The following is a 12,639-nucleotide window of genomic DNA, read 5'->3' as shown; positions in this document are numbered from 1 at the left end:
TCACCAGGACCGTGCGGACTTCGGCCTCAGCGCTCGATTGCTAGCGCTTCACCGGTTTGAATTTGACTCGGTGCGGGCGATCGGCTTCGTCGCCGAGTCGCTCACGTCGCTGGATTTCGTACATCTTGTAGTTCCCTTCGAACCAGACAATCTGGCTGTCACCTTCAAAGGCGAGAATGTGGGTCGCAATGCGGTCGAGGAACCAGCGATCGTGGGACGTGACCACCGCACAACCCCCGAAGTTGCTTAAGCCTTCTTCGAGGGCACGGAGCGTTTCCACGTCGAGGTCGTTGGTCGGTTCGTCCAATAGCAGCAGGTTGCCGCCGGAGCGAAGCAGTTTGGCCAGATGGACCCGGTTGCGTTCTCCCCCCGAAAGGTCGCCGACAAACTTCTGCTGGTCGGACCCCTTGAAGTTGAATCGGCCGCAGTACGCGCGGGCGTGCAGCTTGGCTTTGCCGATTTCGAGCAGATCCTCGCCCCCCGAAATTTCTTCGTAGACGGTTTTCTTGGGGTCGAGGGCATCGCGCGACTGATCCACGTACGCCAGGTCGACGGATTCACCAATTTTGAGTGTGCCACCGACCGGCTGCTCCAGCCCCATGATGATCCTGAACAGCGTCGTTTTTCCCGCACCGTTGGGGCCGATCACGCCGACAATTCCCCCCGGCGGGAGATTGAAGTTGACGTTCTCGAACAAGAGACGGTCACCAAACGATTTGGTGAGGTTCTCCGCACGCACCACCAGATCGCCGAGAGGACGGGTCACCGGAATCTGAATCTGCGCGGCGTCATCGCGATCATCGAATTCCTGTGCAGCCAGCTCGTTGTAACGCTGGAGTCGGGCCTTGTTCTTCGAAGCCCGGGCCTTGGGTGACATCCGCACCCATTCCAATTCCTTCTTGAGAGCCCGCTGCCGCTTGTCTTCCTTCTTCTGCTCCACCTCCAGCCGGGACTGCTTCTGCTCCAGCCACGACGTGTAATTGCCTTCGAAGGGCAACCCGCGGCCCCGATCCATTTCCAGAATCCAGCCCGCCACGTTCTCGAGGAAGTACCGATCGTGGGTGATGGCGACGACGGTTCCGGGAAACTCGTGCAGAAAGCGTTCGAGCCAGCCGACGGAATCGGCATCGAGATGGTTGGTCGGTTCATCGAGCAGCAGCATGTCCGGATTCTGCAGCAGCAGACGACAGAGGGCGACACGACGCTTTTCCCCCCCGGACAGCACGCTGATTTTGGCATCCCCGGGTGGGAGCCGCATGGCGTCAGAAGCGAGCTCGACCGTCCGGTCCAGTTCCCACAGGTTGGCGTGGTCGATCTTGTCCTGAACGGCGGACTGCTCTTCGAGCAGCTTGTCCATCTCTTCCTGGGAGATGTCTTCGCAGAGGCGTTCATTGATCTGGTTGTATCGGTCGAGAATGGCCTGTGACTCGGCCACCGCTTCGTTCACACATTCCTGAACGGTCTGTTCCGGGTTCAGCTGCGGCTCCTGCGGGAAGTAGCCAATGCGGATCCCTTTGGCGGGACGGACCGTCCCCATGTAATCCTTGTCGACGCCGGCCATGATGCGCATCAGGGTCGACTTGCCGGAGCCGTTGTCGCCGATGACGCCGATCTTGGCACCGGGATAGAACGCCAGCCAGATATTCTCGAGAACAGCCTTTTCGTCGTAGATGCGGGTCAGGGCCTCAATGGCCATGATGTACTGCTGAGACATTCAAATTCTTTTCGTTCTGATTCAGGTCGGCTGGGGACTCCAGGCCCACGCGCCAGCCGGCTTCGATGGGAGTGGGAGAACTGGAAATTGTAGCAGTCCTTCGCCTCGGCCACGAACGGTGGAGACGATTCTGTTCAGGCCCAAAACAACAGCGGCCGGAACATTGCTGATCCGACCGCTGAATATCGACATTAAAATCACCGCGTCAAGCGGAGAGCAGGATTATGCCTGTCCGGCGTCCGGCACCACATAACCTTTGCGGTAAGCACGGGTCAGCAGGGCATTGGCCTTGGCATTGTTCTTGAAGGTTTCGGCCTTCGGATCCATTTCGAGCCAGGGGCCCACGGTCAGCGTCGCATCGGAGATGTTGACACCGTTATTGGCCAGGTGTTCGGCCATTCGGCGGAACGAATCGGCTGCTACGGCATCGCTCGCGACTTCGCGTTCGATTTCGGCGGCTGGCCGCTTCTCTCCGAGGAGATGGCTGATTGCTCCCGTGTGGCACAACGCACTGGACAGGTGACCTTCCAGGATGTCGGCGTTCAACTCCTCATGTTTGCCCGAACGGACAGCATCGATGAAGTTGCCGATGTGCTTGGTCATGCTGTTTCCTTTGGAGTTCCAGGCTTTCAGCTCGGTCCCGTCCGGATTGAACGCCTTGGCAGCGGTGTAGCTGGGGATCACGACGAATCCCTTTTCACACTGCACCACCACGCCGACCCGGGAACCACGGTAGTCATCCATTCCGGACTTGTAGTCCAGGTTCTTATGGGGCAGACCCCGGGTTTCGAAGATCAGCGGAGCCTTTTCATAGGCGTGATAAACGATCTGGGTATTCGGCGTATCGCCGGCGTCGTCGTAGCCGACGCGGCCACCGATGCTCATCACGCGCGGTGAAAGCTCGTTTTCACCCAGGAACCAGCGGGCGATATCCATCTGGTGAATCCCCTGATTCCCCATGTCGCCGTTGCCGGTATTGAAGTCCCAGTGCCAATCGTAATGCAGCTTGGGGCGATACAGATCGACCATCTCGGCGGGGCCGCACCACAGGTCGTAGTCGACCGTATTCGGAATCTGCAGAGGCTTGTCGAGCTTGCCGATGCTCGGACGGGGCTTGTAGCAGGTGCCGATCGCGTACTGAATCTTCCCGAGGTTGCCGGCCTGCACCCAGGCGACTGCGTCACGGAGCCCTTCGCTGGCCCGGGACTGAGTCCCTGATTGGCAGATCTTGTTCAGCTTCCGGGCCCAGTTGTAAGCCTGACGTCCTTCCCAGACGTTATGGGAAACGGGCTTTTCCACATAGACATGCTTGCCGGCCTGCATCGACAGGATAGAGATCAGCGCGTGCCAGTGGTTGGGTGTCGCAGTGAAGATCAGATCGACATTCTTGTCATCCAGCACCTTCTGGTAGCTCTGCTCGAGCTTGGCAGAGGCTCCACCTTTCTTCGCTTCCTGAATCCCCTTCAGCTTCCGGCCCATGGCCGCTTCGTCAGCGTCGCAGAGATACAGCAGTTCGAGGTCGTCCCGCTTCAGGATCTCTTCGAGGTGTGACCCCGAGCGCGCTCCTGTTCCGATGACGGCGACCCCGAGTTTCTCATTGGGGCTGCTGCTGGTTTTTTCCGGTGCTGCGTGCAGTTGGCGGGCGGTGACTGCAGCGGTGCTGACGGCAGCGGCTGCCTGCAGGAAATAGCGACGGGTCAATGACATGTCTGTTCCTCTTTCTGCTTGTCTAAGCGGGGCAGGAGAACGGGCGGATCTAGGCGGCGCAAAGCTCACAACATCAAAAATTGTGAATGCGTATTTCAGTTTATGTGATCAGGACGCTCTCCACAAACCACCCAAAATTTTTTTGCACGTGATCAATTCTGAACTAGGGTTAGCCCTAGAGGGAGTCGCTCCATTTTGGACGATCCCACGATGAAGGTCATGGAATGAGCCCCTCCGAGCATCCCCATTCTTCTCATTCGCTGCTCAGTCGCGACACAATCCTCATATTGAGCGCATTCCTGATCGGATTGTCGTTCGGGCAGGTGGCGGGTGAGGAGATGTCGTGTGAATTGCTGATGTGCGGGTTTGCCGGTTGTCTGGCCTATGTCGTCTTTGTTCTCGCTGGCCGACGTCGACTTCTGGACAAGATCAATACTGTCCGATCCCGCATGGAACGCCGCCTGGACCGCCACGTCTTCTACCTCACCCCTGAAATCAGCAACGAGGAACTCCGACAGCAGGCAGAAGACGTCGAACTGATCTCCATCTAACAGGTCAGTGGCTGTGTTCCGACCAGGAGGCGCCACCGCACTGGTGGGATCAGCCCACTTTCGGCTCCGACTCGATTTCAATGCCGTCATCCAGATCGCTGTCCGCCGCCTCAATCAATCCGAGTGCGGCCATCCGTCGGTAAAGACGGGGCCGTGGCATCCCGAGTCGCTCGGCGGCGAGCGTTTTGTTTCCCCGGCATTCCTCGAGAGTCCGCTCAATCTCGCGACGTTCATAGCTTTCAAGACGTTGTTCCAGCGGCACTGCGGGCACGGCGGGCCGAACGGTCTGCCCCTCCGTGCCAAGAAAGAACTCATAAGGAAGATCCGATACCTGGATCTGGGAGGTCTGACAGCGACGGGCCGCGGCATCGATGATCGACGTCAGTTCGTCGATTTGACCCGGCCAGCGGTAGAGTTGAAACAGCCGTTCGACTTCCGGAGAAAACCCTTCCAGCTGGCGTTCCCGCCCGTGATTCGCCTCCTCCAGAATCTGCTGCGCCAGCAGGAGCAGGTCTTCGCCTCGTTCCGCCAGCGGTGGGAGGGAAATTGTCATGGGTGTCAACTGCGCGCGGAGCAGCGGATCGAACCGGTCGTCGCCCAGACCCTCCAGCCCTCGTGCCGATGCGGACATCCAGCGCCGGTTTCCCTGCTGAATCAACTGGCCTACCAATGACTGCAGATCGCGGGGCAGCAGCTCCACGCCGTCCAGATACACAGTCCCGACATAGGAGTTGTCGGCGTTCTCTTCCTGCAGGCGGAGGAGTGTCCGCCGCAGCTCGAAGTGCGATGACTCCTGACAACGGAGCGGGACAAACCGCTTGGCAGAGGCGGCGCTGTGGTAGTGAATCAGCCGGGCAAGATGTTCTTTCCCGGTCCCCGGTTCTCCGATGATATGGACCGGCACTTCCGTCTGGCGACAGAGCTGAATCTGTGTCGCCACCCGGGTGAGAGCCGGCGAGCGGGCGACGAACCGCGACAGGTGGTACCGACGGAAGAGGTCGGCAAGGTGCTGGCCGAGTTCGTAATGCCGCGTCGGGACAGGGGAGAGCGCTGGCACACGCTCGGCAACGAGTGCCAGGACGTAGTTCTTACCCTCGCCGTCCCCGGGGGGGAGGAGGAAAAAGTGCACGTTTCGATCGGTCGATTCTCCATTCCGGCAAGGAATCGTCACCGGCACAGTGACGGGCCTCCCGGAGAGGACTTCTTCCGGAGGGCAAAGCGCCCCCGTCAGCGCGGCGATCTGGCGGGAGTCCCCCTCCGCACGGTAGGTGCAGGTCTGGCCAATCACCTCGGCGGCGTCCCATTGGGTCAGGTCGACCATCCCTTTATTAAAAACGAGAATCACCCGCCGATCATCCAACACGAACAGGGGAGCCGTGCTGGTTGTCAGCCAGAGTGCGAGGCCGCGGCGAGTCCGTTGAGACACAGATTTGCCTGAGGTCTGAAATTTCGGGGCAGAAGTATCGCCGCCAATCCCGGCGAGGGTTTGGCGTCCTGTCTGGAAGTCTATTGTCCAGTGACAATAGCCGCTATAAAATCAAATGCCACATGTCACGACATGTGAACTTGGCGAATTCAGGACGCCCTCACCCGCGCTGTCGTTGCGATCCCCGGGAGAGGAGACGACACCATAAGTCACTGCAACAGTCACAGTTGAGACGGAGAGAGACAATGATTCAGTTGACCGAAAAGGCAGCCAACGAAGTGAAGCGGGTTCTGGCAGAGCAGAACCATCCGGAAACCACCTACCTGCGGGTCGGGGTCGTCGGCGGGGGTTGCAGCGGTTTCCAGTACCAGTTCGCCTTTGATGAAGCGGCCGATACCGAGAAGGATCACATCAGCGAGCAGTACGGGGTGAAGATCGCCGTGCAGAAGAATCATGACCTCCACCTCGACGGCACCACAATCGACTACTACGACGGTCTGGAACGCCGTGGTTTCCAGTTCAACAATCCGAACGTGATCAAGTCCTGCGGCTGCGGTAGCAGCTTCTCCGCGTAGTTCGGGTAACCCTCTCCCGCACACTGAACCTGACGGTTGTCGTAAGCTCTTGCAGCTGAGCGGGAAAGTGCGAGTCAATTCCGGCCGCGAGGCTGCTGACGCAGGTCGCCCGGGAAACGGGATCAACGCCGACGAATCGTCGGCGTTTTTCTTTGCGCCTCCGACAGTTCCACCAGCTCCCCGAATGGCAATTCTCTCTGCGTGGCGGCAAAAGCCAACGACATCCCGTTCTAACCGCTGAATTGGCGCAAGATCTGCGGCTTCTCCCGATCGCTGCTGGCTGCCGCAGGACTGATCACCCGGCCGAGTTGAAAGCGCTCGGCCCCACTTTCAAACGGAGGGAGCGTCATGCCACGCGGTGACAAATCGGCATACACCGATAAGCAGAAACGTCGTGCAGAACACATCGAAGAGTCGTACGAGGAGAAAGGGGTCTCCGAGAAAGAGGCGGCGCGCCGGGCTTGGGCGACAGTCAACGCTTCTTCAGGTGGAGGAAAAAAGAGCGGCTCCGGTCGCGGCAAGCCCGAATCCCAGGCCCCCGCTCGCAAGGGGGGAAAAAAAGGGGGCGAGGCCTCAGCGCGTCGACCGGCCGCCGAACGCTCAGCATCGGCTCGCAAAGCGGCTCGTACCCGCGCCCGCTCGGGCAAGTGACTTCGTTACGGCAAGGGCATTCCCCGAAATGAAAAAAGGGGCCACCAACACCATGTTGATAGCCCCTTCTGCAACGGAGGGTGATTGGTGCCACCGCTGAGCCCATGGGCAACAGCGGGTCAGCAGTCTTCAGTGTGCCTCGATCGTGGACATCCCTGCGAGGTGAAGGTGAGCCGAACGATCGAAGACTGTTCTAGTGAATTACCGGACGGGCAGCAGATTGGGAGCTCCGCTGGTCCGTTCCAGCCCGCTCGGAGTGACATAAGGTGTCGGCTCAGGTGCGGGAGGAATTCCCTGGACGTCACCGACCGGTGCCGCCACGGGAGTCGGCAGCAGATTCGGAGCGGGCACCACAGTCGGGGCCGTTCCGAAGACCACCCCGGCGGGGTGACGTCCCGGCAGGTCAGCCTGGCACATCGGGGTATGCCAGTCGGCCGGACGAGGCGCCGGAGGAATCGCACCCGGCTTCGGCATCCAGTACGGCACATGCTGGTAGTAGTAGCCGAGCTGGGTTGTGTCGGTCGGCATGTAGACGGAGGGGAGAGCCTGTCCGGGAACGCCGGGAGTGGCATTGCCGGTCCAGCTGTCCGGGAACTGCTTCCGGTAAACCACCGGAGAGCGGTAAATCGGACGCTTCACCGGCGGTGCAAAGCCATGGTCCGGTGAGAAGGTGCACATTCCGTGGGGATTGAACCAGTCGATCATCTGGCGGAAGCAACGGCTGCAATGGCAGTCCTTTCGGCACTGTTCCTGGCATCCATTTGGACAGGGAGCCCCGTTCACCACCCCCTGATTCTGACAGGTGGGGCAGGTGGACTGAGCAGCGGTGGAGCCGGCCGGAATCGGTTCCAGCCCCTTCGGGGAAATATCACTCACCCGGACGACCCCTGCGTTGTCCCAATCCTGGGCAGACGCAGTGACGGCGAAAGCGAGCATGAGTCCCCCGAACACAATCGTCGGCAGGAGTCTCTGAATTCGTGGCATGGTATTCATCCTGTTGAATTCTCCGCTGCGCGGAACGACCGAGCCGGAGAGGAAGATCTGGGTTCAGGTTTCCGAGTCCCCTGTCAAGTGGCTGTTCCTTGCTGACAAGGGGGACACTGACAAGGGCCGAAAAATTCATTCGCCGTCGAGTGCATTCGTCACTGTTGCCCTGTGTGCCGCATCTCCCACACGCAGTTGCGGGCGGGGCGACGACTCACAACACACCGACTCTGGAGCAGATTGCTCTTTCCAGTCCCCGCGCAGCCAGCGTTTCGTCTCGTGAAAAGCTGACTTCCGCGGGGCGAGGACGGGACAATCGCAAGTCGCAAATGCTCTAGCGGGCGACAGGTGCGGACTGACCGGGGTAAGGAATCACCGAAGCCTGCGCCGGTTGAGGCGGATGCAGGACCGGGGTGAGTCGACTGCTGGGAATTCCCCAGCCGTAGTTGTAGGTATGGTTCACAACCGGAGCGAGCGGCACGGAAACCGGACCGTTGTAACCCGGAGCGGCATAGACCTGGCCGTCACGTGAGTCGAAATAACCCGGGTCGACAGGATAAACAATGCCGTAGTGTCCAACCGGCGGGCAGCCTTTTCCACAGCAGCCCGTCGGGAAGAAGTACCCGAACTTGCAGCGGAACCAGCGCCATTTTTCCTGGCAGTCCCGCTCCATGCAGTCGTGCAGACGATGGCTGGTCACCTGGTTGCGGGCCCGGCGCATCTCGCACTGCATATGCAGCCACTGCCCGAAGGCACCGTTGCCGACGTAACAACCTTCTTCGTATTCATATTCCGGGCAGGGTCCATAGACCACCTGCGGAGCTTCCGAGTAGGAAGTCTGAGTGACTCCATCGGGAGACTGCCCGCGCAGCTGCTGCTGCGGCCGTTGATCATCACTGACACGAATCACACCCTCACGGGAGGGTGATGCCATGCGAACGACCCCTTCCGTGTCGTCCGCAGCTGCGGCGAGGGTCGACAGCATTGAGCTGGCGACCAGGAGCCGCAGGCTCCAGCTGCGAAGAGATGTCACCATGTGGAATCTTCCTGATTCGGAATTAAAGGTTTGCGCGGATCGCCGGGAAGCAGTCGGGATGTTCTCTGCGGAGAGGTCCTCTCTGCCGCAGTGCACTGCCCCCGGGGTGAAATGAGCGAGGGTCAGATCAGTGAATGCGCGGCGGGTGATAGCCCCCGAACAGCGGATAATGTGAACGGTATTTCACGGTGACTTCCGTTCCCTGCAGTTTCCACTGCTCGTGCTGCCGCATTCCGAACGGGGTCCAGATCCAGCCTCCCTTTACCTTGTAGTAGAAGGGGGGATACATCGCATGATAGGTGTGCGGATACAGCATTTCGTGCGGAGCGAATGCCTGGTTTGTAATGATGGTGCCGCCGTTGTATTCCGGCGTGTACTGCACCGGGCTCGGGTAGAGCGGTGCATTCAGCTGCGGGTATTGCCCCAGGTTGGCGGCTCCGGCTGCGGAGGCCCCCGGCTGCACATAGCCTTCAACGGCCTGTGCCTGTTGAACCTGCCCCGGAGCAGGATAGTTTGCCGCGGATGCGACATTCAGAAAGGAAGCCGCCAGCAGCAATGCTGAGCCTCGTGCTGTCATCGATAACATAATCAACCCCCTGCGAAGACAAGATGCAGGCCACCCCCCGTGGCCACGCCCAGGCACAGCCGCATGTTGTCGGAAGCTGCTGCACAGCCTCTTCGTGGTTGCACACGCGAGGGCTGGGGCAGTCGCGGCGCGAGCGCCGGAACGTTGCCATCAACAGTCCGCCCAACCCTCAGCAGAGAGGTTGCGGCTGGTACAGAAATTCGGCAGGGACCAATCGTGCCGATGAGTCATTCCACGCCCGCTGGCGCGAAACGTCCGTGTTTTCTAAATGTAAGGCTCATAACCTACTTACAGCTGGCCGAACAACTCTCACAAGCGATTCATCCGTCAAGTCAGGAGTATCCGGAATAACCGCCAGAAGGCCGCGCAGCTTACCCGGTTTCCCAGCCGGACAACCGCGCACAGGAACTCCAGGACGTCCCTGGGGCGCTCTCGGAAACGCAAAGACCGCCGGAGCTGCTGCACTGCGCTCCGGCGGTCGGCGTCGTTTCAAATTCGCAGGGGGCGAGGGCAGATTGCTCTTTCCAGTCCCCCCGCAGCACGCGTTTCGTCTCGTGAAATGCTGACGTCCACCTGGCGAGGAGGGGGCATTAAAAAATCAAAATGCGATATCCCTACGCGACTTTCCGGCGACGGTTCCAGAGATTGCGGATCAAACCGTCGATTCCGAACCAGCTGCCGGTTGGCAGAGCGGCAATCGCCAGCAGAGCGAACGCCTCGATCAGATTTTTGTTGACGATCAGGCTATGCTCGGGCCCCGGTGCAGGGGGAACTCCCGGAAACGGCGGCATGACGAGATAGAACATGACCAGCATCACGGCCCCGAGAACGGCTGCTCCCCGCGTGAAGAATCCGACGATCAGCAGCAGACCGAGAGTAATCAAACCGAGGATCACCTGCTTGTCGGACTTCTGGAGTGGAGTCGCTTCCGGAGGGAGAACGCCCCGTTTGATCTGCTGCGAATCCAGCAGTTCCAGCGCTGCGGTCTTCAGCGACTGATCGAGACTCCGAATGGGTCCGACCACCGCCGCCCGCTCGATGGCGAGTTTTCGGCCCAGCATCGTGGCGTGATCGTACTGATAATCGAGAGCTGCCTGATCGAGCGCGGCGTTATAGTCCTTCACCAGATCCTTGTATTCCTGGATCTTGCCGTACTTGATGTTGTCGCGGTCTTTGGATTCATCGTGAGCAGTGGTCGTTCCCATCACGATGTCGAACACGCCGCGCGGATTTCGTTCACCCGACACCCCGACCAGTTCCGGATCGCCCCGGAGAGCGGCTGCCAGCTTGTGGCGAAACGAGAGGTTGCGTGAGTTTCTCGCAACGGTCACAACGCCCCGGTAAAAGCTGAGTTCTTTGTCGTCCGGCTGGGCTTCGAGATTCGACTTGCGGCCGTAGCTGCGTCCATCGGGCTTGAGAGCCACGTCGACCATTTCCAGCAATGCCTGCTCTTCGCTTGGCAGGACCGGCAGCACTCCCTGCAGCTGCTTATGCTCGGCATTGTAGCGGACCGAGGGGGGGAAGGATTTCGGATCGACCCCTGCCGGCAATGACTCCAATGCCACAGCGACCAACATCGGGGGAGGAAGTTCCTCGGCCGCAGAATCCTGAGCAGCGGAGCCATCAATCAGTTTGTTCAACTCGGCAGTCTGTTGTTCGGTCAGCCCGTAATGGCTGATGAACCGGTCCCGCCAGTCGTACCAACGCTGGCTCATTCCGGCATAATCGAGCCAGCGCAGGTCGTCGGGATCTCCTGTCATACTGCGGAAATGTTCGCGGAAGGGGCCCTGCGCATTCTTGAGGTAGCCTTCGGAGGTCCAGGGGTCGGACGTGGACAGGGTCTGAACCTTCCACATCCCCTCATACAGAAACTGCCAGCCGATCGAGATGCGCAGCACAATAATGAGGACAACGGCCAGCAGGGGAACGTGTTTCAGGTCTTTCACGACAGGTCCTCAATACTTTTTGACAATCTCAGACAGGCTGGAGTGGTGGGTCAGTTGTCGTCGGCAGCGTTCGCTGCTCCGGCAACTCGTTCCGGCGGCAATTCATTCGGAGGGCGCTGGCTCTTCGAGGAACAGCCGGTCTTCCGCGAGGTTGCGGGTGACCAGTTCCAGCGTACGGCCCTGTCCGGAAGTGTTCACAAAGATCGCGCCAATGTGCGGATGATCATCGCAATACGCCAGCGCCTTGTCGAGTCCCATGACGTAGAAAGCGGTCGACAGGGCCTCCGCCTCGGTGGCGGTCGGAGTCAGCACCGTGACCGACAACAGCTTGTCGGCCGGCCACCCGGTGCGGGGATCGAGCAAATGTCCGTACCGCTTCCCCCGGTACCGGAAATACTGAATATTTGAACCGCTGGTGGACATTCCCTCGTCTCGCAGCAGCAGCGTGGCATACCGCCGCTGTGTAAACAGGGGATTCTTGATGCCGACCGGCCAGCCTTCATGCCCGCCATGCGTCCCCCGGGCAAAGACGCTACTCGCGCCACCGTGAAAGAGAAAACTCTGCAGTCCCTCCCGGTCCAGATGCCGCACACCCCGGTCGAGGGCGTACCCCTTGCCAATGGCTCCGAAATCGAGCAGCAGCCCTTCTCGGTCGAACTGGACAGTTTCCGTTTCCGGATCGAGTCGGACATGCTGCATCCCGGAGCAGTTCAACGCGGCCTGGATGTCCGCGTCGGTGGGAATACAGCTGTTCTGCCGCGCGGAACGCCACAACTGGATCAGCGCCCCGGCTGCGGGATCGAAAGTCCCTGCGGTTTCCCGCCAGAGTTGGTGACAGTGCTGGAGAAACAGGAAGAGCTCCGGGCTGACCGACTGCGCCTGCTGCGCAGCATTTCTGTTGAGCCGGGAGACTTCACTCGACTCCCGAAAGACGGAGAGCAACTCGTCGACATCGTGGATGAAGTCGAGCGCATCCGAGGCTGTCATGACCTGCTCGGGCGGCCCGGGGTTCATGATCACCGACCAGGGGCAGGCCATGGCCCGGGTCTCCAGCCGGACGGTATCCCCCGCCTGCGGAGCGACGGAAGATTTTCGAGTGACCAGTTCGTCGGCGATCCCTTCGCCCGTCCGACGAAGTTCCTTCTGAACAGCACGTCCTGTCAGGAAATCACGGCGGTTTGGCTCGGGAATGAGGGTCATACAGGTCTTGCCGGGGAGGGATGTTTTCGCAGCGATGCGTCAGCGGGAAACTGATACATCCCAACCGGACACATCCCCTGTTGATTATAGGCAGCAGCCACCCCGCACTGGAGTCTCAAGACGGTCGGGCAAGGTCGGGGTTCCCGACTTGCCTGGAAATTTTCCGCTCCTTGAACAACCCATTCAGCGGACTATACTCACCTGAGCCAGGAATTGCCGTTGGCTCGCGGTTGAACTCCGTGGCGGCAAACTGCTCGGGCCAG

Annotated in this window: 11 protein-coding genes; 3 read left to right on the top strand and 8 right to left on the bottom strand. The window is 60.0% G+C overall.

What is annotated here, in order from left to right; genetic code table 11:
- Positions 1–40: 40 nt before the first annotated feature.
- Complete coding sequence (gene ettA / locus SH664x_RS06675) at positions 41–1,714, bottom strand: energy-dependent translational throttle protein EttA (protein WP_437206102.1); 1,674 nt, start codon at positions 1,712–1,714, stop codon at positions 41–43.
- Positions 1,715–1,936: 222 nt separating this feature from the next.
- Positions 1,937–3,421 (bottom strand): Gfo/Idh/MocA family protein, encoded by a 1,485-nt coding sequence (locus SH664x_RS06670; protein WP_437206100.1) that lies wholly within the window; start codon positions 3,419–3,421, stop codon positions 1,937–1,939.
- A gap of 224 nt (positions 3,422–3,645) precedes the next feature.
- Here SH664x_RS06670 and SH664x_RS06665 point away from each other — a divergent pair, with 224 nt between their 5' ends.
- Entirely contained in the window at positions 3,646–3,972 is a 327-nt protein-coding gene (locus tag SH664x_RS06665; RefSeq protein WP_437206099.1) for a hypothetical protein, read from the top strand.
- Between the two features lie 49 nt (positions 3,973–4,021).
- On the opposite strand, the gene SH664x_RS06660 is transcribed toward SH664x_RS06665, so the two are convergent.
- Positions 4,022–5,398, bottom strand: coding sequence for a sigma 54-interacting transcriptional regulator (locus SH664x_RS06660; protein ID WP_437206097.1), 1,377 nt, complete (start codon positions 5,396–5,398; stop codon positions 4,022–4,024).
- Between the two features lie 245 nt (positions 5,399–5,643).
- On the opposite strand from SH664x_RS06660, the gene SH664x_RS06655 reads away from it, so the two are divergent.
- Both SH664x_RS06655 and SH664x_RS06650 read left to right on the top strand, forming a co-directional pair.
- Positions 5,644–5,973 carry a HesB/IscA family protein gene (locus SH664x_RS06655; RefSeq protein WP_437206095.1) on the top strand — a complete coding sequence of 110 codons (330 nt, stop codon included), beginning with the start codon at positions 5,644–5,646 and terminating at the stop codon, positions 5,971–5,973.
- A 348-nt stretch (positions 5,974–6,321) separates the two neighbouring features.
- A complete protein-coding gene (locus tag SH664x_RS06650; RefSeq protein ID WP_437206093.1) occupies positions 6,322–6,624 on the top strand; it encodes a plasmid stabilization protein in 303 nt (100 codons plus the stop codon).
- A 201-nt stretch (positions 6,625–6,825) separates the two neighbouring features.
- Here SH664x_RS06650 and SH664x_RS06645 read toward each other — a convergent pair whose 3' ends face one another.
- From SH664x_RS06645 to SH664x_RS06625, 5 genes are all read right to left on the bottom strand, one after another.
- The gene (locus tag SH664x_RS06645) at positions 6,826–7,608 is read right to left on the bottom strand and encodes a hypothetical protein (protein WP_437206091.1); all 783 of its coding nucleotides are present in this window, start codon (positions 7,606–7,608) and stop codon (positions 6,826–6,828) included.
- Positions 7,609–7,942: 334 nt separating this feature from the next.
- On the bottom strand, positions 7,943–8,644 hold the full coding sequence (locus SH664x_RS06640) for a hypothetical protein (protein WP_437206089.1): 702 nt from the start codon (positions 8,642–8,644) through the stop codon (positions 7,943–7,945).
- A gap of 127 nt (positions 8,645–8,771) precedes the next feature.
- Positions 8,772–9,230: a hypothetical protein gene (locus SH664x_RS06635; protein ID WP_437206087.1), complete on the bottom strand. Its 459-nt coding sequence runs from the start codon at positions 9,228–9,230 to the stop codon at positions 8,772–8,774.
- Between the two features lie 614 nt (positions 9,231–9,844).
- Complete coding sequence (locus tag SH664x_RS06630; RefSeq protein WP_437206086.1) at positions 9,845–11,176, bottom strand: DoxX family protein; 1,332 nt, start codon at positions 11,174–11,176, stop codon at positions 9,845–9,847.
- Between the two features lie 102 nt (positions 11,177–11,278).
- Positions 11,279–12,376, bottom strand: coding sequence for an FAD:protein FMN transferase (locus SH664x_RS06625; protein WP_437206084.1), 1,098 nt, complete (start codon positions 12,374–12,376; stop codon positions 11,279–11,281).
- Positions 12,377–12,639: the final 263 nt, after the last annotated feature.

It is taken from the genome of Planctomicrobium aquicomposti, from assembly GCF_051466325.1.
Classification (GTDB): Bacteria; Planctomycetota; Planctomycetia; order Planctomycetales; family Planctomycetaceae; genus Planctomicrobium.
This window is presented reverse-complemented; position numbering and strand designations above follow the sequence as displayed.

Coding starts and splice junctions, on each gene's coding strand:
- SH664x_RS06650 (WP_437206093.1), top strand. CDS start 6,322: ATGCCACGCGGTGACAAATCGGCATACACCGATAAGCAGAAACGTCGT.
- SH664x_RS06635 (WP_437206087.1), bottom strand. CDS start 9,230: ATGTTATCGATGACAGCACGAGGCTCAGCATTGCTGCTGGCGGCTTCC.
- SH664x_RS06640 (WP_437206089.1), bottom strand. CDS start 8,644: ATGGTGACATCTCTTCGCAGCTGGAGCCTGCGGCTCCTGGTCGCCAGC.
- SH664x_RS06645 (WP_437206091.1), bottom strand. CDS start 7,608: ATGCCACGAATTCAGAGACTCCTGCCGACGATTGTGTTCGGGGGACTC.
- ettA (WP_437206102.1), bottom strand. CDS start 1,714: ATGTCTCAGCAGTACATCATGGCCATTGAGGCCCTGACCCGCATCTAC.
- SH664x_RS06655 (WP_437206095.1), top strand. CDS start 5,644: ATGATTCAGTTGACCGAAAAGGCAGCCAACGAAGTGAAGCGGGTTCTG.
- SH664x_RS06665 (WP_437206099.1), top strand. CDS start 3,646: ATGAGCCCCTCCGAGCATCCCCATTCTTCTCATTCGCTGCTCAGTCGC.
- SH664x_RS06625 (WP_437206084.1), bottom strand. CDS start 12,376: ATGACCCTCATTCCCGAGCCAAACCGCCGTGATTTCCTGACAGGACGT.
- SH664x_RS06670 (WP_437206100.1), bottom strand. CDS start 3,421: ATGTCATTGACCCGTCGCTATTTCCTGCAGGCAGCCGCTGCCGTCAGC.